Origin of the sequence: Bacillus sp. FSL W8-0629 (assembly GCF_038593225.1) — a bacterium.
Taxonomy (GTDB): Bacteria; Bacillota; Bacilli; order Bacillales; family Bacillaceae; genus Bacillus; species Bacillus altitudinis.
Genome location: NZ_CP151975.1, coordinates 603076 through 622271 on the forward strand (window position 1 = coordinate 603076; position 19196 = coordinate 622271).

Below are 19196 nucleotides of genomic sequence, written 5' to 3' on the forward strand. Positions count from 1 at the left end.
TTCACATTGAATGCAATGCAAAGTTCATCACACATAGTGATTCTTTCTAAAGTAAGAAATGGTTAAGTTAGAAAGGGCGCACGGTGGATGCCTTGGCACTAGGAGCCGATGAAGGACGGGACGAACACCGATATGCTTCGGGGAGCTGTAAGCAAGCTTTGATCCGGAGATTTCCGAATGGGGAAACCCACTGCTCGTAATGGAGTAGTATCCATACTTGAATACATAGAGTATGAGAAGGCATACCCGGGGAACTGAAACATCTAAGTACCCGGAGGAAGAGAAAGCAAATGCGATTCCCTGAGTAGCGGCGAGCGAAACGGGAACAGCCCAAACCAAGAGGCTTGCCTCTTGGGGTTGTAGGACACTCTATACGGAGTTACAAAGGAACGATATAAGCGAAGAGGTCTGGAAAGGCCCGCCAAAGAAGGTAACAGCCCTGTAACTGAAATGTTGTTCTCTCCAGAGTGGATCCTGAGTACGGCGGAACACGTGAAATTCCGTCGGAATCCGGGAGGACCATCTCCCAAGGCTAAATACTCCCTAGTGACCGATAGTGAACCAGTACCGTGAGGGAAAGGTGAAAAGCACCCCGGAAGGGGAGTGAAATAGATCCTGAAACCGTGTGCCTACAAGTAGTCAGAGCCCGTTAACGGGTGATGGCGTGCCTTTTGTAGAATGAACCGGCGAGTTACGATCCCGTGCAAGGTTAAGCAGAAGATGCGGAGCCGCAGCGAAAGCGAGTCTGAATAGGGCGCATGAGTACGTGGTCGTAGACCCGAAACCAGGTGATCTACCCATGTCCAGGGTGAAGTTCAGGTAACACTGAATGGAGGCCCGAACCCACGCACGTTGAAAAGTGCGGGGATGAGGTGTGGGTAGGGGTGAAATGCCAATCGAACCTGGAGATAGCTGGTTCTCTCCGAAATAGCTTTAGGGCTAGCCTCAAGGTAAGAGTCTCGGAGGTAGAGCACTGATTGGACTAGGGGCCCCTACCGGGTTACCGAATTCAGTCAAACTCCGAATGCCGATGACTTATCCTTGGGAGTCAGACTGCGAGTGATAAGATCCGTAGTCGAAAGGGAAACAGCCCAGACCGCCAGCTAAGGTCCCAAAGTATACGTTAAGTGGAAAAGGATGTGGAGTTGCTTAGACAACCAGGATGTTGGCTTAGAAGCAGCCACCATTTAAAGAGTGCGTAATAGCTCACTGGTCGAGTGACTCTGCGCCGAAAATGTACCGGGGCTAAACGTATCACCGAAGCTGCGGACTGTTCTTACGAACAGTGGTAGGAGAGCGTTCTAAGTGCAGTGAAGTCAGACCGGAAGGACTGGTGGAGCGCTTAGAAGTGAGAATGCCGGTATGAGTAGCGAAAGACGGGTGAGAATCCCGTCCACCGAATGCCTAAGGTTTCCTGAGGAAGGCTCGTCCGCTCAGGGTTAGTCGGGACCTAAGCCGAGGCCGAAAGGCGTAGGCGATGGACAACAGGTTGATATTCCTGTACCACCTCCTCACCATTTGAGCAATGGGGGGACGCAGGAGGATAGGGTAAGCGCGGTATTGGATATCCGCGTCCAAGCAGTTAGGCTGGGAAATAGGCAAATCCGTTTCCCGTGAAGGCTGAGCTGTGATGGCGAGCGAAATTTAGTAGCGAAGTTCCTGATTCCACACTGCCAAGAAAAGCCTCTAGCGAGGTGAGAGGTGCCCGTACCGCAAACCGACACAGGTAGGCGAGGAGAGAATCCTAAGGTGATCGAGAGAACTCTCGTTAAGGAACTCGGCAAAATGACCCCGTAACTTCGGGAGAAGGGGTGCTTCTTAGGGTGTTAAAGCCCCGAGAAGCCGCAGTGAATAGGCCCAGGCGACTGTTTAGCAAAAACACAGGTCTCTGCGAAGCCGTAAGGCGAAGTATAGGGGCTGACGCCTGCCCGGTGCTGGAAGGTTAAGAGGAGCGCTTAGCGTAAGCGAAGGTGCGAATTGAAGCCCCAGTAAACGGCGGCCGTAACTATAACGGTCCTAAGGTAGCGAAATTCCTTGTCGGGTAAGTTCCGACCCGCACGAAAGGCGCAACGATCTGGGCACTGTCTCAACGAGAGACTCGGTGAAATTATAGTACCTGTGAAGATGCAGGTTACCCGCGACAGGACGGAAAGACCCCGTGGAGCTTTACTGCAGCCTGATATTGAATGTTGGTACAGCTTGTACAGGATAGGTAGGAGCCTTGGAAACCGGAGCGCTAGCTTCGGTGGAGGCATCGGTGGGATACTACCCTGGCTGTATTGACCTTCTAACCCGCTGCCCTTATCGGGCAGGGAGACAGTGTCAGGTGGGCAGTTTGACTGGGGCGGTCGCCTCCTAAAATGTAACGGAGGCGCCCAAAGGTTCCCTCAGAATGGTTGGAAATCATTCGCAGAGTGTAAAGGCACAAGGGAGCTTGACTGCGAGACCTACAAGTCGAGCAGGGACGAAAGTCGGGCTTAGTGATCCGGTGGTTCCGCATGGAAGGGCCATCGCTCAACGGATAAAAGCTACCCCGGGGATAACAGGCTTATCTCCCCCAAGAGTCCACATCGACGGGGAGGTTTGGCACCTCGATGTCGGCTCATCGCATCCTGGGGCTGTAGTCGGTCCCAAGGGTTGGGCTGTTCGCCCATTAAAGCGGTACGCGAGCTGGGTTCAGAACGTCGTGAGACAGTTCGGTCCCTATCCGTCGCGGGCGCAGGAAATTTGAGAGGAGCTGTCCTTAGTACGAGAGGACCGGGATGGACGCACCGCTGGTGTACCAGTTGTTCTGCCAAGGGCATCGCTGGGTAGCTATGTGCGGACGGGATAAGTGCTGAAAGCATCTAAGCATGAAGCCCCCCTCAAGATGAGATTTCCCATTCCGCAAGGAAGTAAGATCCCTGAAAGATGATCAGGTTGATAGGTCTGAGGTGGAAGCGTGGTGACACGTGGAGCTGACAGATACTAATAGATCGAGGACTTAACCTATATTCTAATGTGAAAAATGAACATTGTTATCTAGTTTTGAGAGAACATTCTCTCCATCAGGTTTGGTGGCGATAGCGAAGAGGTCACACCCGTTCCCATACCGAACACGGAAGTTAAGCTCTTCAGCGCCGATGGTAGTTGGGGGTTTCCCCCTGTGAGAGTAGGACGCCGCCAAGCTTGTCATTTTATATCGTCGCGGGGTGGAGCAGTTCGGTAGCTCGTCGGGCTCATAACCCGAAGGTCGCAGGTTCAAATCCTGCCCCCGCAACCAAATTATTTTACCTCTTAAATAGGGAGTACTCATTGAGTACAGCCAAAATGGTCCGGTAGTTCAGTTGGTTAGAATGCCTGCCTGTCACGCAGGAGGTCGCGGGTTCGAGTCCCGTCCGGACCGCCATTTTTATGACTTGTAAACGAAAACGTATAGTTTCGTTTTTTTTTATGTCTTTTTCTTTCAATAAGTATCCTAGATGCAATGAAACTCCTTGTGTTTGGCTACACTAAATGTGATAAGAAAAGATCATGACTTCAACAAACAACGCCTGGTTTTTTTATACCAGGCTTTCTTTATATCGTTTTTAGTTGGAACCGAGGCTCATATTCGCTACACTAATACTAACTGTGTCTGACATCATGTTTGCTCAATCAGTTGATTGTATGAAGGGGCTGTCTTTTATGGATGAATTTGATCTTATTCGCCGAATTACACCAAAAGAAACGCATCAGCGTTCTTTGGTCATGGGCATCGGTGATGATGCTAGTGTTTATCAACCTCATTCACATTGTGAAGAGGTCGTTTGTGTTGATACAATGGTAGAGCATGTCCATTTTCGATTTGATTTTTCCACACCCTTTGAGGTTGGATTTAAAGCGCTGGCAGTGAATATCAGTGATATCGCAGCCATGGGAGGAACCCCTAAGTATTATCTTGTATCAATTGCGATCCCGCCTCATGGGGATGAAGCAATTGTCGCAGCTTTTTACGAGGGAATGAAAGCATTGGCTGACAGATATCATATGGATTTAATCGGTGGAGATACTGTAGCCACCCGCAGTGACTTTGTCATCACAGTAACGGTCATTGGTGAGATTCCAAAGGGAACAGCCTGTTACCGTCATAGTGCTCAGACAGGAGACATTGTCTTTGTCACAGGTGAACTAGGTTCATCAGCTGCTGGGCTATCCCTTTTAATGAATGAAGTAAATGCTGTACATTCGATTGACACTGCTTTTTTTCTAGAGCGACACAAAATGCCGCAGCCACATATTGCTGCTGGCCTTATTTGTTCAAGCTTCCCCCGGGTGACCTTGAATGATGTGAGTGACGGATTAGCGAGTGAGCTGAACGAAATAGCGGAGGCCAGTCGTGTAACGCTGGAAATTGAGGCTGATCAACTCCCAAAACATCCACATCTCCCGTTGTTACATAAAGAGTGGATGGAATGGGTCTTGTTCGGTGGAGAGGATTTTGTCTTAACTGGTACGATCCCTGAAACGGATTGGAAGCGATTTGAGACGCAATGTAAAAAAGATCACATTCAGGTCACGCGTATTGGACAAGTCAAAGATGATCGAGCGTCCAGCGTTATTTTAAAAGACCATGATCAACAAACAATTTTAATGAAAAAAGGATATAATCATTTTAAGAAATGAGGTGACTCCACCATGAAGTTAACGTGGACAACAAAAGGTGCGGATGAGACGAAACGAATTGCTGCTGCCTTGGCTACACTTGTGATGCCCGGCGATGTCTTAACATTAGAAGGAGACTTAGGCGCAGGTAAAACGACTTTTTCAAAAGGTTTTGCAGAAGGCTTAGGTATTACCCGTATCGTCAACAGCCCTACTTTTACAATTATTAAAGAATATACGGATGGCAGACTGCCACTTTATCATATGGATGTGTATCGTATGGAAGATGCGGAAGAAGATATTGGACTGGGCGAATATTTTGAGGGGGAAGGTGTATGTTTAGTTGAATGGGCACATCTCATTGAACCTCAATTGCCTTCATCGTATTTAAAAATTGAAATGCTGAGAACAGAACGTGAAGAAGAACGTCATCTCACGTTTTATGCAAAAGGGGAGCGCTATGAGGCCCTTTGTAAGGAGATGAAAGACATTGACCATACTGGCAATTGATACGTCAAACCATACACTCGGAATAGCTCTTGTCCGTGATGACACTGTGGTTGGGGAAAGTATTACGTACTTAAAGAAGAATCATTCAGTACGAGCAATGCCGACAGTTGAAGCACTGATGAAAGAATGCGGCGTAGCACCGAACGAATTAAGCAAAATTGTTGTAGCCAAAGGACCCGGTTCTTACACTGGCGTTAGAATCGGTGTGACCATTGCAAAAACACTTGCTTGGACGCTGTCTATCCCGATAACTGCTGTTTCAAGTTTAGAAACGCTGGCGGCAAATGCTCGATATTTTGATGGAATGATTTCTCCTATATTTGATGCAAGAAGAGGACAAGTTTATACAGGGTTATATACATTTGAAGGTGGAAAGATAAAAGAAGCGAAACCAGATCAAAATATCCTGCTCACTGATTGGCTTCAAGAGCTGAAAAAGGAAGGGAACTCTGTTTTATTTCTTGGACATGATGTGCATCTTCATCAAGAGAATGTTCTCTCCATACTTGGAGAAACTGCTGTGATCGCAGACGAGGCATTTCATAACCCAAGACCTTCAGTGCTCGCATTTTTAGGGGCAGACCGCCCTGCTGAAGATGTCCATCAGCTTGTTCCTAATTATATTCGTTTGGCAGAAGCGGAAGTGAAATGGCTTGAAGGACAAAAATAATCTCAACACAGTAGAGATGCGAAGAATGACAGTAGAGGACATCCCAGAGGTATATACGATTGAAGTGCATTCGTTTACAGCGCCTTGGAAAAAGGAGTCGTTTGTCTATGAAATTCTCCATAACCAATACAGCCATTATTTCCTCATTGAAGAAGATGGTCAGCCTGTTGGGTATTGCGGCGTTTGGATTGTCATGGATGATGCACAAATTACGAATATTGCGATTCTCCCTGAGCACCGGGGAAAAGGATATGGGGAAGCGCTGCTTCGATATGTCATGGAATTTTGCAAAGAAAAAAAGACAGATCATCTTTCACTAGAAGTGCGGGTATCAAATACGCCAGCACAATCCCTTTATGAAAAGCTAGGTTTTAAACCAGCTTCTATTCGAAAGAATTATTATACGGATAACGGGGAAGATGCATTAGTCATGTGGGTGAAGATAAATGAGTGAAAAAAAAGATCGATTCATATTAGGTATAGAAACAAGCTGTGACGAAACAGCTGCGTCCATTGTGAAAAATGGGAAAGAGATCGTAGCGAATGTTGTCGCTTCACAAATAGAAAGTCATAAACGATTTGGCGGCGTGGTACCAGAAATTGCTTCAAGGCATCATGTGGAACAAATGACGATCGTGTTAGAAGAGGTCATGGAGCAGGCCAATATGTCCTTTCAGGATTTAGACGCTATTGCTGTGACAGAAGGTCCGGGCTTAGTTGGTGCACTTTTGATAGGTGTCAATGCAGCCAAAGCATTGAGTTTTGCACATCAAATTCCGCTTGTTGGTGTTCATCATATTGCTGGACACATTTATGCGAACCAGCTCGTTGGTGAACTGGTGTTTCCTTGTTTAGCTCTAGTCGTCTCTGGTGGGCATACTGAGCTTGTTTTGATGAAAGAGCATGGGTCTTTTGAGGTCATTGGTGAAACGTTGGATGATGCGGCTGGAGAAGCGTATGACAAAGTAGCTCGGACAATGGGTCTGCCATATCCAGGGGGACCTCACATTGATCGATTGGCACATGAAGGGGAGCCAACGATTAAGCTTCCTCGAGCGTGGCTTGAAGAAGGATCCTATCATTTTAGCTTCAGCGGTTTAAAATCAGCGGTTATCAACACGTTACACAATGCGTCTCAAAAGGGCGAAACCATTGCGCCAGAGGATTTGGCTGCAAGTTTCCAAGAAAGCGTGATTGAGGTGTTAGTCGGAAAGACATTAAAAGCGGCTGAAGCGTATGGTGTGAAACAAGTCGTTCTAGCTGGCGGGGTTGCTGCCAATAAAGGTCTTAGAGAAGCCCTTACTTCAGCATTTGCGAAGCTATCTGAAGTGAATGTCATGATTCCGCCATTGTCTCTTTGTACAGACAATGCAGCCATGATTGCTGCTGCGGGAACCATTGCATTTGAAAAGGGAATAAGAGGCGACATGGCAATGAACGGTCAACCTGGACTGCCGCTTGTCTCCTATGAATAAGAACTCCTGTGGATACAGGAGTTTCAGCGTGTAGACAAACCCTCGCATTCTTTGTCAGTCCTGCGCGCTGGTGCTCACGAATGTCAAATTCGCTCCGCGCCAGTACTCGTCCTTCCTAGACTGCAAAGGTTTTCTATCACGCTGAAAAGAAGACAAAGGGCTAAAATCAAGTTCATTTTAGCCCTTTGTCAAAAATTTGGAACTCCTGTGGATATACAGGAGTTTTTTCTATTGAAATGAAAGCGATTTATTCACATGTAAACGTTATATATCCACAATTGTTAGAAAATTCGTTTTAAAATGAAGAGAATGTGTATAAATGTGATCTTTTGTGTGGATATGTGATTAAAATACTGTGGATAAAGTGGATAACTTTAAAATATTTAAGAATAATCAAGATGTTATTGTGGGTATCATTGTGGATAAATATTCTCACCTTAAAAAAGAGCACCCGTTAGGGCACTCTTTATGCATCTGATAGATCTTCCCATTCCGCAAAAAGTGATTCCATCTCTTGATTGAGCGCATCATTTTCTGTTTGAATGGCTTGTACTTTCTCGTGATCTTGGAAAATAGCAGGATCACATAGAAGCTCTTCGTTTTCACCGAGCTTGTCTTCGATGACAGCGATACGCTCTTCAATTTCTCCAATTCGGCGCTGCTTTTGTCTTTCTTTCTTTTTGAGTTCTTTCTCTTCTGCATAGGAAAGTTTTGCTGTTTCTACTGGTTTTTCTGCTTGTTTTTTATGCGTCTCCTGAGTTTGGAGTGCTTCAAGCTCTAATTGTTCGTTTTTCTTTTCAAGATAATAGTCGTAGTCACCAAGGTATTCTTTTGTTTCATTTGGTGACAACTCGAGAACTTTAGTTGCCAGGCGATTGATAAAGTAACGGTCATGTGAAACAAACAAGATGGTGCCTGGATAATCTATTAGTGCATTCTCTAATATTTCCTTACTGTCCAAATCAAGATGGTTCGTCGGCTCATCGAGAATGAGGAAATTGGCTTTTTGGAGCATCAGCTTTGCCAGCGCAAGTCGTGCTTTTTCTCCACCACTTAAAGTATGGACAGGCTTTAAGACGTCATCACCTGAAAAAAGGAAGTTTCCTAAACAAGTCCGAATGTCTTTTTCAGTCATATGGGGATAATCATCCCAAAGTTCATTTAACACTTTTTTGGAGGATGTCAGCTTGGCTTGTTCCTGATCATAGTAGCCAATCGTCACATGAGAACCAAAGCTGATCTCGCCTTTTACTGGTTTTAACGTATCCGTTAAGGTTTTTAAAAGAGTTGATTTCCCGATACCGTTAGGACCGATGAGTGCCACGCTATCCTCCCGTTTAATATGAAAAGAGAGGGAGGAGAGGAGCGGCGTTTTTTGATCGTAACTAATATCGAGATCATGCACCTTCAGCACGTCATTTCCGCTTTGCCTCATAATATCGAAATGGAAGTTTGCGGATTTTTCATCTCCTAACGGCTTATCTAAACGATCCATCCGTTCCAGCTGTTTCCGCCTGCTTTGAGCACGCTTTGTGGTGGATGCTCTTGCTAAGTTGCGATCCACGAAATCTTGAAGCTTCGAAATTTCTTCTTGTTGTTTTTCATACAGCTTCATATCACGCTCTAGCTGCTCAGCTTTTTGGTCAAGATACTTACTATAGTTCCCAGCGAACTTTTTCATCGCTGTTCTTGACACTTCATATACATGGTTCACGACTTTGTCTAAGAAGTATCGGTCATGGGAAACGATGAGGATGGCTCCTGTATAATTTTGCAAATACTGCTCAAGCCATGATAAGGTATCAATATCTAGATGGTTGGTTGGCTCATCCAAAATCAAGAGTTCTGGTTTCATCAATAATAGCTTTCCTAGCGCTAGACGGGTTTTCTGACCGCCGCTTAAGGATTGGACGGTTGTATGGTCTTCAAAATGACTAAAGCCGAGTCCGTGTAAAATGGAGCGGACATCTGCTTCATATTGATAGCCGCCTTGATCTTTAAATGCTTGCTGCAGTCTGTCATAGGTTTTCATTAGAGAATCTAATTCTGTTCCTGTAGAAGAAGCCATTTTCTCTTCTATGGTTCTCATCTCTTGTTCCATTTCTTTTAAATGATCGAAAACGGATAGTAGTTCGTCTTTTAGCGTACGTGTAGACGTCACATCTGTATGCTGTGCTAGATATCCAATGGATAGGTCTTTCGGTTTGATGATCTCACCTTGTTCGTAAGACATTTGACCGGCAATGATTTTTAAAAGCGTGGATTTTCCTGCACCGTTACGACCGACAATGGCAATACGATCCCTCGCTTTGACTTCCAATTTTATATTCGTTAAAACGGTATCAGCGCCAAACGATTTGGACAGCTGATTCACTTGTAGAATCATCATGTAACTTCACCTCTGCTATAATATGTTAAGTGTAGCTTATCAGCAGTAAACCGGCAAATCTTACATACGGCTGCCATGGTCAAATGAAAGACAGATAGGAAAAAATAGTGTATGATTTGAGTGAGGGAGCGTTGAAAGATGAGTCAATTTAGCCACTTTAACGAACAAGGAAGAGCAAAGATGGTCGACATTAGTGACAAATCGTCTACAGTGAGAACTGCCGTTGCTGTTTCAAGCGTTCGTATGATAAAAGAAGTATTTCATCAAATACAAAAGCATGACATTGGAAAAGGGGATGTACTATCTGTCGCACAGGTAGCTGGCATCATGGCAGCAAAGCAAACGTCCAGCATCATTCCAATGTGTCATCCGCTTGCATTAAAAGGTGTCGATATCTCCTTTGATTGGGAGGAAGACGGAAATGCGTACATTCTGAACATACAAGTACAGGTGAAAACAAAAGGAAGTACGGGTGTGGAGATGGAAGCGCTCACTTCTGCCTCAGTATGTGCACTGACCGTTTATGACATGTGCAAAGCAATAGACAAAGGGATGATCATCGGCCCGACCTATCTAGTAGAAAAAACAGGCGGGAAAAACGGTGATTTTCACAGAGCATCTGATATTTAAGTTGGAGGATCTTATATGAATATAGACCAGTCAAAAATTCCACAAGCGACAGCCAAACGTTTGCCGCTTTACTACCGTTTTTTAAAAAATCTGCATGCATCAGGAAAACAAAGGGTGTCATCGGCAGAGCTTAGTGATGCAGTCAAAGTGGATTCTGCCACCATTCGCCGAGATTTTTCTTACTTTGGTGCACTTGGGAAGAAAGGGTATGGCTATAATGTCGATTACCTCTTGACCTTCTTTAGAAAGACCCTTGACCAAGATGAAATGACGAATGTCATGCTCATCGGTGTCGGGAATTTAGGGACTGCTTTTTTACACTATAATTTCATTAAAAATAATAATACAAAAATTTCAATGGCTTTTGACGTCAATGAGAGTAAAATAGGAAGTGAGATAGGCGGCGTGCCTGTCTATGATTTGGATAAGCTTGAAGAGCATGTGCAAGAGGTAGGAGATATTCCTGTTGCGATTTTGACAGTGCCTGCCGTAGCAGCTCAATCCATTACAGATCGTTTGATTGCCCTTGGCATCAAAGGAATCCTTAACTTTACGCCGGCTCGATTGAATGTGCCGGAACACATTCGAATTCATCATATAGATTTGGCGGTTGAACTTCAGTCTCTTGTGTATTTCTTAAAGCATTACTCTGTTACACAGGAGGACTGACGAAAAGGGGTAAAGGGGGTGGAGCAAATGGGTCCGATCGGTCCTGGAAGTTTGGTTCTGATTGCGGTTGTTGCGCTCATTATTTTTGGGCCGAAAAAGCTTCCTGAATTAGGAAGAGCAGCAGGAGATACATTACGTGAATTCAAAAATGCCACAAAAGGTTTAGCTGATGATCAGGAAGAAAAAAAGAAAAAAGAAGATCAGTAGAATAGGATGAGCTTCATGAATGTCAAAGATATGCCGCTTATGGAGCATATTGTGGAACTGCGAAAACGTTTAGTGATCATTGCGATGTTTTTTGTCACCTTTATGGTGGCAGGTTTTTTTCTCGCTAAGCCGGTCATTGTGTATTTACAAAATACCGATGAAGCGGCCACACTGACATTGAACGCGTTTAAGCTCACAGATCCACTGTACGTGTTTATGCAGTTCGCTTTTGTCATTGCTCTTGTTTTGACGTGTCCCGTGATCTTATATCAGCTTTGGGCGTTTGTGAGTCCTGGCTTATATGAAAAAGAAAGAAAGGTGACACTTGCTTATATTCCGATTGCACTGCTTTTATTTCTGAGCGGTGTGGCTTTCTCTTATTTTATTTTGTTTCCATTTGTCGTCGATTTTATGATACGGATGTCAAATGATTTACATGTGGAGCAAGTGATTGGGATTCATGAGTATTTTACATTTCTGATGCAGTTAACACTTCCATTTGGCTTTTTGTTTCAGATGCCTGTCGTGTTGATGTTTCTCACTAGACTTGGTATCATTACACCGATGTTTTTATCAAAAATACGGAAGTATGCCTATTTTGTCCTCCTTGTCATTGCCGCACTTATTACACCGCCAGAGCTCGTTTCTCACCTCATGGTTACCTTGCCAATGCTCGTTTTGTATGAAGTGAGTATTGTCATTTCAAGAGTGACCTATCGCAAAATGCAGCAAACAGAGACAGAGGAGAAAGAAAATGATGTTGTCTCATAAAAAAGCATCGTGATCCAAATAGGGGTCACGATGCTTTTTCTATTGTGAAAGAAATTGATTGATTGCTTGAAAGAGATGCTCATAATAGGCAGGTTCATGCGGGACAAAATCATGTACATGGACCTCTCTCTTTTCCTCACGTCGCTTGCCGTCTGCATCCACTTCAAAGCCCTCGATTTTCATTTTTTCGCATTCTCTATTTAAAAGCTGCTGTGCATCGATCAACCTTGCTCTATAAAGTCCAGCAACTTCTTCTTTCTGTAGATGGACATCCATGTGCTCTTTTTGATCCATATAAAAATACACATGGCAAAACTCACGATCGGTAAACGATGGCATATGGATTTCATCTTTAATGACACCAGCAAAGGTAAGGTTCTCAAACGAGATGGAAAGACCAAGCTCTTCTTCGACTTCTCTGATGCCATCAGAAGGCTGTTCATCTGCGAGAAGGTGGCCTGCTGCTGTGATATCAAGTAGAGAAGGAAAATCCTTTTTGGAGGGACTCCTCAGCTGAAAATAGAGAAACACTGTGTCATCTTCCTTTTTTAAAAGCCAGAAATGAAAGGTTTCATGCCAAAGGCCCTCAGCATGGATATCAGATCGAGCTGCTGTACCAATCGTTTCATGCTGATTGTTCATGATGTTCAGTTTTTCGTGTTCCATGAAAACATGACCTCCATAAAAAAACCATTTTCCAAACGGCGGAAAATGGTTTTTGCTTTATTTTTGCTGCTGTTTTTTCATTTTGACAGAAAAAGCAAACATTTTTAACGCGATATTGATATTATAGGCCGCAAACACCATCAGCAAAATGCTGTAAAATGACCACATGTCACCTGGATTTTGAATGGCCATATAGGTGAACGCCACACCTACGGCAAAATAAATAATGCCCCATACGACAGGGTTTCTCATGAGAAAAAGCCTCCAATAATCATTTGCATTGTTTGAGATTGTTCTTCAATCATTTTTCTTACTGGCTCAATCTGCACAAGGATAACGAGCGAGTTCATCAGCATATGAGCACCGATGGGCACAATGATTCGTTTTGTTTTCGCATATAAAAAGGCAAATGTAAAGCCCATTGCGGTATAGAGCAAGATATGTGGGAAATCATTGTGTACAGCAGCAAAAACCACTGAACTGACAAGTGCGCCAATGAAAAAATTCGTTTTTTCATAAACCACACCAAAAATGATTTTTCGAAAAATGATTTCTTCTAATATCGGTCCAATCAGAGCGATGACGATTACAAGCCATGGAACTGCATCCATAATGGCTAAAATGTTTTGAGTATTTTCGGATTCTCGGCTAATGCCAAATGCATATTGTTCAATCGCCCCCGCAATGGATTGTGCAAAGAGGGAAAGAAAGAAACCGCCAATGATCCAAGCGATTGCCACGCCGACTGATGCCGGTGCTTCATTTCGAAGTGAAGCTTTTGGTACAGTCCGAAGGATGAGCAGAATAATGATTAATCCGACACAGAAGCTAATGATTGTCCAGGTTCCTGACAATTCAGAGAGCTCTGCTTGTGTCATCGGTGTCTGAATGTATCCTAACCATTTCATAATGAACACATAAGGAATCGCAGAAACCTGCACCAATATATACGTTAAGATGATGTACCAATATTGTTTTTTCAAGTAACGAAAACCCCTTTACTAAAAGAACTAGATTTATTGTAACACAAGTCTTCTTTTTCGTTGAAAAGGAAAGAATCGGTGATAAAAAAAGATCATGAAAGCGTAAAAATTTTTAAAGGTTTTTACTTGAAATTACAGAAGACATTCTTTATTATAATAAATGTGTTAGCACTCGTTGATGATGAGTGCTAAAAAAGACTACATATAAAAATTGAGGAGGTTGTTTCTTATGTTAAAGCCATTAGGCGATCGCGTAATCATTGAACTCGTTGAATCTGAGGAAAAAACCGCTAGCGGTATTGTCTTACCGGATTCTGCAAAAGAAAAACCGCAAGAAGGTAAAATTGTTGCAGCAGGTTCAGGTCGTGTACTTGAAAGTGGTGAGCGCGTTGCGTTAGAAGTAAACACAGGCGACCGCATTATCTTCTCAAAATATGCAGGTACTGAAGTGAAATATGAAGGAAAAGAATATTTAATCCTTCGTGAAAGCGACATTTTAGCTGTTATTGGTTAATCACATAAACAAAGATTGAGATATATTTCTAAAAAGACTGAGGAGGTTTCGTTATTATGGCAAAAGATATTAAGTTCAGTGAAGAAGCACGTCGTGCGATGTTACGTGGTGTAGATGCACTTGCAGATGCTGTAAAAGTAACTTTAGGACCTAAAGGACGTAACGTGGTTCTTGAGAAAAAATTCGGTTCTCCACTTATCACAAATGATGGTGTAACGATTGCAAAAGAAATCGAATTAGAAGATGCATTTGAAAACATGGGTGCAAAACTTGTGGCAGAAGTTGCAAGCAAAACAAACGATGTAGCTGGTGACGGTACAACGACTGCAACAGTTCTAGCTCAAGCAATGATCCGTGAAGGTCTTAAAAACGTAACAGCTGGTGCAAACCCTGTTGGCGTTCGTAAAGGAATCGAAGAAGCAGTGAAAGTAGCACTTGAAGGCTTGCACGAGATTTCTAAACCAATCGAAGGTAAAGAATCAATTGCTCAAGTTGCGTCTATTTCTGCAGCAGATGAAGAAGTCGGCAGCCTAATTGCTGAAGCGATGGAGCGTGTAGGAAACGACGGCGTCATCACAATTGAAGAATCTAAAGGTTTCACAACTGAGCTTGAAGTGGTTGAAGGAATGCAGTTTGACCGTGGATATGCTTCACCATACATGGTCACTGATTCTGATAAGATGGAAGCGGTTCTTGAAAATCCTTACATCTTAATCACTGATAAAAAGATCACAAACATTCAAGAAATCCTTCCTGTACTTGAGCAAGTCGTACAACAAGGAAAACCATTATTGATCATTGCTGAAGATGTAGAAGGCGAAGCACTTGCAACACTTGTTGTGAACAAACTTCGTGGAACATTCAACGCAGTGGCAGTAAAAGCACCTGGATTCGGTGATCGTCGTAAAGCAATGCTTGAAGACATCTCTGTTCTAACTGGCGGAGAACTTATCACAGAAGACCTAGGACTTGACCTGAAATCAACTGAAATTGGTCAGCTTGGCCGTGCGTCTAAAGTGGTTGTTACAAAAGAAAACACAACGATCGTAGAAGGATCAGGAGATTCTGCTCAAATCGCAGCACGCGTGAACCAAATTCGTGCGCAAGTAGAAGAAACAACTTCTGAATTCGATAAAGAAAAATTACAAGAACGTCTTGCAAAACTAGCTGGCGGCGTTGCTGTCATCAAAGTTGGTGCTGCAACTGAAACAGAACTAAAAGAACGTAAACTACGCATTGAGGATGCACTGAACTCAACTCGTGCAGCAGTTGAAGAAGGTATCGTATCCGGTGGTGGTACAGCACTTGTGAATGTATACAATAAAGTTGCTTCCATCGAAGCTGATGGTGACGTTCAAACAGGTGTGAACATCGTTCTACGTTCTCTTGAAGAGCCAATTCGTCAAATCGCTCACAACGCAGGTCTTGAAGGATCAGTCATCGTTGAGCGCTTGAAAAACGAAGAAATTGGCGTAGGCTTCAACGCAGCAACAAACGAATGGGTAAACATGATCGAAAAAGGAATCGTTGACCCAACAAAAGTCACTCGCTCTGCACTTCAAAACGCAGCTTCTGTAGCAGCTATGCTTCTTACAACTGAAGCAGTCGTAGCTGACAAACCAGAAGAAGGCGGCTCAGGCGGCGGAATGCCGGATATGGGCGGAATGGGCGGAATGGGTGGCATGATGTAATAACGGATTTAAACCCTTGATTGATAAGGGTTTATCCGTTAGTCACACTCATTTTGGTGCCATTTTGATACCATATAGAAAAATTAGAGGCTTTTCATTAGTTCCCTGAACTCTTGAGAAGCCTTTTTTTCATTTTTTGTGTTACGTGGGGTACACATTATTCGTAATCTGGTGACCGAGTCGATCCATGATTTGTTCGAGTGATACACGGGCTTTGGCAAGCACTGATGTGATTGATGTACGGAAACTCTAAATATCATTTAAATTTCATAGACTTTGGCTCACTAATCGCTAGGGTAATTTATATTAATAGATACTAAAAAAGCGAGTTTTTATACCTTCTTTTTTTGGGCAAAAATATATAAAAAGAAGTCGCTCTTCAACAATATGAGCGGCTTCTTATTTGTTTATATGTGATTTAAGAAATTTGATAAATACACCTTCTATTTGTTTAATAATCTTTTTAGCATACTTTTGGGTTTTACAGGATTTGAACTTTCAAGGATAAGAGTAGATAATTTCCCAAGCATTTCAGTTAATTCATTTTCGAATTCTATAGTATTATCATCAGTGTTTGTATGAGCGTGCACCAACTCGTGCACAAGTGTACCTGCGAATGATTGTATATTTTTTAGTTGGCTACGTTTAATGATAATTCGTTTAGTGGACGGCTCCCATAACCCAAGTGCATCAGAACCCGTATAATTGTCTGGTCGCATTGAAACGGAAATCACAATATCACGGACAAGGTTATTCTTTTTTGGGAACCAACTTACTATGGTATTCTTGTAATTGAAAATTTCTTTTTCTTTAGCCGTTAATTGGTTGACGTTTACGATATCAAATTCGAATTGTTCGTTCCATTCTAACGCATAAGTCTCCAAGTTTCTGAAATTATTTCCATTCAGATCTTTACTAGTTTCAAGTTTATTCGCTAGTGAATCAGGAACAGTAATGATACGTATTCCTTCCTCTTTTGCGTAACTTAAGTATTTACCGCCATCCATTAAATCATAAGCACTTAAAAACATCACTTTTTTGTCCTGACTACTTAATATTTTACAGGCGTGTAGTTGAACATCAATCCATTGTAATTCATCGTGATAATTTCCTGTTTGAATCCTTTGTAAATCATCGACCAATTTTCCAGCGAATGTTGGGCTCTTACATTCTAAGAGAATAGACTTTACCCTGTCTGTGTAAGCACTTCTTCCTACATTTGTCCGCTCCCGATTTAACGATTGACGAAGTTTCTTAGTGGTAGAAGTGATATTGTAAGAAAAGAGTAAATTGTCTTCCTCAGCTACACAAATTCCGTTAACGTAGATTCTTGAACGATTTTTTTTGTTTTCAATGAGTTCCCCATACTTCGTTTTTTCAATCGTCTTTTCTCCAGAATAAAGTAAGAAGAATTCCTTGGCTTTTTCTATATCATCATCTTTGAGACCAGTAAACATAAAGTCTGTGCCTACCAAATTAGGATTAGTCGGACTATTAACGATGGCGTGCAAAGTTACCACATCGTCAAAGTCTCCCTTAGATAACTTCTTTATTGTAATATCACTATATTTTGATTGGATGAGGATTTCTACGTTCCTTCGATCGAATGTCGCCAATGCATCTTTTAAACCTACCCCGAACTTGCCAATGACTTTATCCGGATTCTCTGTCTTTTCTATATTCTCATTTTGTGTTAGATGTTCATACTTTAGACCTCTCCCAAAATCTCTTATATGCCATTTATTGTCTTCATCTTTAAAAATAAGAGGCTCTTTGGTGCTCGTTAAAATTGATTCATCCAGTGCATTTGCTATGATTTCTCTTAAGGCGTGAGGAATGGTCCAGTGCTCTAATACTTTTTCGATGTTCAAATCGAACTTTTTCATTATTAATGCTTCTCCTTTGCAATTGGTATTTTTTATAAGATGATTATACCTTATGCTTTTGAAACTAGACTATAATTTGATGTTTATTTGTGGTTTTGTCCCCAAAAATAGAACCTGTTAGTATATTCAAGATTGCCTCTTCTTTAATCTGAAATTATCTTCTGTATAAAATTCATTTCTAAAATAGAAAAATCCAAGTTGTGAAATACGATATTATTTAGTATTTAAATTATGATAAAAAGATGAGGTGGTTGATTTGACAGACTTCAGAGAGTTTTTATGGAGACGTCGTCTGAGAAACTGTTAGCAAAGCAAAATGAAAGGTATAGTAGGCTTTAAGTTTATTGATGAAGTTCAGGCTGCTTTTAAATTAATCCAAAATCAACACGAAAGGGATTATGCCGGCATCATCATTGAACAGATGAAAGCAGAGGGAGAAGTGGAAATGGCTGATGCGATGAAAAAAATTAGAAGAAGCATGAGAAATGCACTCTGACGATTAAAAGTGCTTTTGTTGATTTGAGAAACAAGAGATTTCATAGAGCATACAGTTTTTTCTTTAAAATTACATAAAAAAATCCACTATTTCCATAAAAAATCAGCTGAATTCCTTATAATAAAAGTATCTGAGAACGGGGAGTGAGTCGAGATGGACCAAAACGTGCTGCAAATGGATCAAGATAGATCAGAGAATGAATTCGCGGTTCTTAATATATCTTCTAAAGAGATTGGTGCTCTATCAAAGGGAGCAGCGGAGCAGATTTTACAAACGGGAGATACGGACCGTATTCATCAGCTGATGTACGTTCCGATTGAAAAGAAAGAAGATTTGAATTGGCTGATCCAATGTGTTGGGGAGGCGTTAAAGAATGAAGTTGGTGATGACGTTGCACTAGAAGTAGCTGATTTGCTCTATTTCTTTGTCATTCCGTATTATGGGAAGTATATGTTGAAAGATCGTCATTTGTATGAGGATATCGATCATTTACTGGTACGATTAGCATCTAGAGCTCACTCGGATATTGACACGCTGATTGATATCATAAGAGAAGATTTAAATGAAAATATACAATAAAAGAAGCTTGTAGAGTGGCCCTCTACAAGCTTTTTTATATCAACTTTATTCAGCTGGAACTGTTTTGACAGGCTCTTTTCTAAACACACCCATGCATCCTGCGATGAGGATTAAAACAGCTGGAAGGATAAAGAACATAGAAATAGAAATAATACCACCAACAGCAGATACTAATAATAAAATCCCGCCAAGCTTTGCTTTTTTCTTCACGATAACAGATGCCACAATCGCAAGAATAGAGAAAAGCATCGCTGCCCAGCCTAATCCTGTGATTTGACTCGTACCTGATTCACTAAATGCCGCATCGAGTCCTCCAAACGCAATGGCAAACATTGCACCGAAAAATCCAAAAATTCCTCCAATTAAGCCTAAAACAAATTCCGTTGTTCTTTTCATGATACTTTCCCCCGATATGTAAATAAGAATTATTGGTACTT

19 protein-coding genes, 2 tRNA genes and 2 rRNA genes are annotated in these 19196 nt (G+C 42.3%); 17 read left to right on the forward strand and 6 right to left on the reverse strand.

Translation table 11 applies throughout. The features are described 5' to 3' along the window. Positions 1-60: 60 nt before the first annotated feature. The 9 genes from NSQ17_RS03040 (at position 61) to tsaD (ending at position 7278) form a co-directional block, all read left to right on the forward strand. Positions 61-2991, forward strand: a 23S ribosomal RNA gene (locus NSQ17_RS03040). A gap of 61 nt (positions 2992-3052) precedes the next feature. Continuing rightward, a 5S ribosomal RNA gene (gene rrf / locus NSQ17_RS03045) occupies positions 3053-3168 on the forward strand. A gap of 17 nt (positions 3169-3185) precedes the next feature. Further along, a tRNA-Met gene (locus tag NSQ17_RS03050) sits at positions 3186-3262 on the forward strand. A gap of 49 nt (positions 3263-3311) precedes the next feature. After that, positions 3312-3388: transfer RNA gene (locus NSQ17_RS03055), tRNA-Asp, on the forward strand. A 278-nt stretch (positions 3389-3666) separates the two neighbouring features. Beyond that, positions 3667-4644: a thiamine-phosphate kinase gene (gene thiL, locus NSQ17_RS03060; protein WP_342467838.1), complete on the forward strand. Its 978-nt coding sequence runs from the start codon at positions 3667-3669 to the stop codon at positions 4642-4644. A gap of 12 nt (positions 4645-4656) precedes the next feature. Then, on the forward strand, positions 4657-5133 hold the full coding sequence (tsaE, locus tag NSQ17_RS03065; protein WP_007496038.1) for a tRNA (adenosine(37)-N6)-threonylcarbamoyltransferase complex ATPase subunit type 1 TsaE: 477 nt from the start codon (positions 4657-4659) through the stop codon (positions 5131-5133). Then, complete coding sequence (gene tsaB, locus NSQ17_RS03070) at positions 5114-5803, forward strand: tRNA (adenosine(37)-N6)-threonylcarbamoyltransferase complex dimerization subunit type 1 TsaB (protein WP_061418121.1); 690 nt, start codon at positions 5114-5116, stop codon at positions 5801-5803. The genes tsaE and tsaB overlap by 20 nt, the downstream gene beginning before the upstream one ends. A 25-nt stretch (positions 5804-5828) precedes the next feature. Next, positions 5829-6257 carry a ribosomal protein S18-alanine N-acetyltransferase gene (gene rimI, locus NSQ17_RS03075; protein ID WP_008344382.1) on the forward strand — a complete coding sequence of 143 codons (429 nt, stop codon included), beginning with the start codon at positions 5829-5831 and terminating at the stop codon, positions 6255-6257. Further along, positions 6250-7278: a tRNA (adenosine(37)-N6)-threonylcarbamoyltransferase complex transferase subunit TsaD gene (gene tsaD, locus NSQ17_RS03080; protein ID WP_178929655.1), complete on the forward strand. Its 1029-nt coding sequence runs from the start codon at positions 6250-6252 to the stop codon at positions 7276-7278. The genes rimI and tsaD overlap by 8 nt, the downstream gene beginning before the upstream one ends. Positions 7279-7744: 466 nt before the next feature. Here the strand turns inward: tsaD and NSQ17_RS03085 are convergent, their stop codons facing one another. Further along, on the reverse strand, positions 7745-9667 hold the full coding sequence (locus NSQ17_RS03085; protein WP_342467839.1) for an ABC-F family ATP-binding cassette domain-containing protein: 1923 nt from the start codon (positions 9665-9667) through the stop codon (positions 7745-7747). A gap of 138 nt (positions 9668-9805) precedes the next feature. Between NSQ17_RS03085 and moaC the strand changes: the two genes are divergently transcribed. The 4 genes from moaC to tatC are packed head-to-tail and all read left to right on the forward strand — an operon-like array spanning position 9806 to position 11944. Continuing rightward, positions 9806-10297 (forward strand): cyclic pyranopterin monophosphate synthase MoaC, encoded by a 492-nt coding sequence (gene moaC / locus NSQ17_RS03090; protein WP_026050052.1) that lies wholly within the window; start codon positions 9806-9808, stop codon positions 10295-10297. A 15-nt stretch (positions 10298-10312) separates the two neighbouring features. After that, on the forward strand, positions 10313-10966 hold the full coding sequence (locus NSQ17_RS03095; RefSeq protein ID WP_008355687.1) for a redox-sensing transcriptional repressor Rex: 654 nt from the start codon (positions 10313-10315) through the stop codon (positions 10964-10966). Positions 10967-10993: 27 nt separating this feature from the next. Next, positions 10994-11173, forward strand: coding sequence for a twin-arginine translocase TatA/TatE family subunit (locus NSQ17_RS03100; RefSeq protein ID WP_008344374.1), 180 nt, complete (start codon positions 10994-10996; stop codon positions 11171-11173). A 6-nt stretch (positions 11174-11179) separates the two neighbouring features. Next, the gene (tatC, locus tag NSQ17_RS03105) at positions 11180-11944 is read left to right on the forward strand and encodes a twin-arginine translocase subunit TatC (RefSeq protein WP_096881072.1); all 765 of its coding nucleotides are present in this window, start codon (positions 11180-11182) and stop codon (positions 11942-11944) included. Between the two features lie 39 nt (positions 11945-11983). On the opposite strand, the gene NSQ17_RS03110 is transcribed toward tatC, so the two are convergent. From NSQ17_RS03110 to NSQ17_RS03120, 3 genes are read right to left on the reverse strand one after another with little or no spacing between them, the layout of a single operon-like run. After that, a complete protein-coding gene (locus NSQ17_RS03110) occupies positions 11984-12610 on the reverse strand; it encodes an NUDIX domain-containing protein (protein ID WP_342467840.1) in 627 nt (208 codons plus the stop codon). A 57-nt stretch (positions 12611-12667) separates the two neighbouring features. After that, on the reverse strand, positions 12668-12862 hold the full coding sequence (locus NSQ17_RS03115; protein WP_017366710.1) for a YdiK family protein: 195 nt from the start codon (positions 12860-12862) through the stop codon (positions 12668-12670). Next, a complete protein-coding gene (locus NSQ17_RS03120; protein WP_138278165.1) occupies positions 12859-13593 on the reverse strand; it encodes a CPBP family intramembrane glutamic endopeptidase in 735 nt (244 codons plus the stop codon). The genes NSQ17_RS03115 and NSQ17_RS03120 overlap by 4 nt, the downstream gene beginning before the upstream one ends. A gap of 229 nt (positions 13594-13822) precedes the next feature. On the opposite strand from NSQ17_RS03120, the gene groES reads away from it, so the two are divergent. Further along, positions 13823-14107 carry a co-chaperone GroES gene (groES, locus tag NSQ17_RS03125; protein WP_003214120.1) on the forward strand — a complete coding sequence of 95 codons (285 nt, stop codon included), beginning with the start codon at positions 13823-13825 and terminating at the stop codon, positions 14105-14107. A 56-nt stretch (positions 14108-14163) separates the two neighbouring features. Continuing rightward, the gene (groL, locus tag NSQ17_RS03130) at positions 14164-15798 is read left to right on the forward strand and encodes a chaperonin GroEL (RefSeq protein ID WP_007496015.1); all 1635 of its coding nucleotides are present in this window, start codon (positions 14164-14166) and stop codon (positions 15796-15798) included. Between the two features lie 443 nt (positions 15799-16241). Here groL and NSQ17_RS03135 read toward each other — a convergent pair whose 3' ends face one another. Then, the gene (locus tag NSQ17_RS03135; protein ID WP_342467841.1) at positions 16242-17684 is read right to left on the reverse strand and encodes an ATP-binding protein; all 1443 of its coding nucleotides are present in this window, start codon (positions 17682-17684) and stop codon (positions 16242-16244) included. 316 nt (positions 17685-18000) lie between these two features. On the opposite strand from NSQ17_RS03135, the gene NSQ17_RS03140 reads away from it, so the two are divergent. Next, on the forward strand, positions 18001-18180 hold the full coding sequence (locus tag NSQ17_RS03140; RefSeq protein ID WP_058336442.1) for a hypothetical protein: 180 nt from the start codon (positions 18001-18003) through the stop codon (positions 18178-18180). A gap of 153 nt (positions 18181-18333) precedes the next feature. Next, positions 18334-18759 carry a hypothetical protein gene (locus NSQ17_RS03145; RefSeq protein WP_039170032.1) on the forward strand — a complete coding sequence of 142 codons (426 nt, stop codon included), beginning with the start codon at positions 18334-18336 and terminating at the stop codon, positions 18757-18759. 45 nt (positions 18760-18804) lie between these two features. Here NSQ17_RS03145 and NSQ17_RS03150 read toward each other — a convergent pair whose 3' ends face one another. Beyond that, entirely contained in the window at positions 18805-19155 is a 351-nt protein-coding gene (locus tag NSQ17_RS03150) for a DUF4064 domain-containing protein (RefSeq protein ID WP_008344359.1), read from the reverse strand. Positions 19156-19196: the final 41 nt, after the last annotated feature.

Excerpts from the sequence above, each read along its gene's own strand:
- thiL (WP_342467838.1), top strand. The coding sequence starts at position 3,667 with ATGGATGAATTTGATCTTATTCGCCGAATTACACCAAAAGAAACGCAT.
- tsaE (WP_007496038.1), top strand. The coding sequence starts at position 4,657 with ATGAAGTTAACGTGGACAACAAAAGGTGCGGATGAGACGAAACGAATT.
- rimI (WP_008344382.1), top strand. The coding sequence starts at position 5,829 with ATGACAGTAGAGGACATCCCAGAGGTATATACGATTGAAGTGCATTCG.
- tsaD (WP_178929655.1), top strand. The coding sequence starts at position 6,250 with ATGAGTGAAAAAAAAGATCGATTCATATTAGGTATAGAAACAAGCTGT.
- NSQ17_RS03085 (WP_342467839.1), bottom strand. The coding sequence starts at position 9,667 with ATGATGATTCTACAAGTGAATCAGCTGTCCAAATCGTTTGGCGCTGAT.
- moaC (WP_026050052.1), top strand. The coding sequence starts at position 9,806 with ATGAGTCAATTTAGCCACTTTAACGAACAAGGAAGAGCAAAGATGGTC.
- NSQ17_RS03095 (WP_008355687.1), top strand. The coding sequence starts at position 10,313 with ATGAATATAGACCAGTCAAAAATTCCACAAGCGACAGCCAAACGTTTG.
- NSQ17_RS03100 (WP_008344374.1), top strand. The coding sequence starts at position 10,994 with ATGGGTCCGATCGGTCCTGGAAGTTTGGTTCTGATTGCGGTTGTTGCG.
- tatC (WP_096881072.1), top strand. The coding sequence starts at position 11,180 with ATGAGCTTCATGAATGTCAAAGATATGCCGCTTATGGAGCATATTGTG.
- NSQ17_RS03110 (WP_342467840.1), bottom strand. The coding sequence starts at position 12,610 with ATGGAACACGAAAAACTGAACATCATGAACAATCAGCATGAAACGATT.
- NSQ17_RS03115 (WP_017366710.1), bottom strand. The coding sequence starts at position 12,862 with ATGAGAAACCCTGTCGTATGGGGCATTATTTATTTTGCCGTAGGTGTG.
- groES (WP_003214120.1), top strand. The coding sequence starts at position 13,823 with ATGTTAAAGCCATTAGGCGATCGCGTAATCATTGAACTCGTTGAATCT.
- groL (WP_007496015.1), top strand. The coding sequence starts at position 14,164 with ATGGCAAAAGATATTAAGTTCAGTGAAGAAGCACGTCGTGCGATGTTA.
- NSQ17_RS03135 (WP_342467841.1), bottom strand. The coding sequence starts at position 17,684 with ATGAAAAAGTTCGATTTGAACATCGAAAAAGTATTAGAGCACTGGACC.
- NSQ17_RS03140 (WP_058336442.1), top strand. The coding sequence starts at position 18,001 with ATGAAAGGTATAGTAGGCTTTAAGTTTATTGATGAAGTTCAGGCTGCT.
- NSQ17_RS03145 (WP_039170032.1), top strand. The coding sequence starts at position 18,334 with ATGGACCAAAACGTGCTGCAAATGGATCAAGATAGATCAGAGAATGAA.
- NSQ17_RS03150 (WP_008344359.1), bottom strand. The coding sequence starts at position 19,155 with ATGAAAAGAACAACGGAATTTGTTTTAGGCTTAATTGGAGGAATTTTT.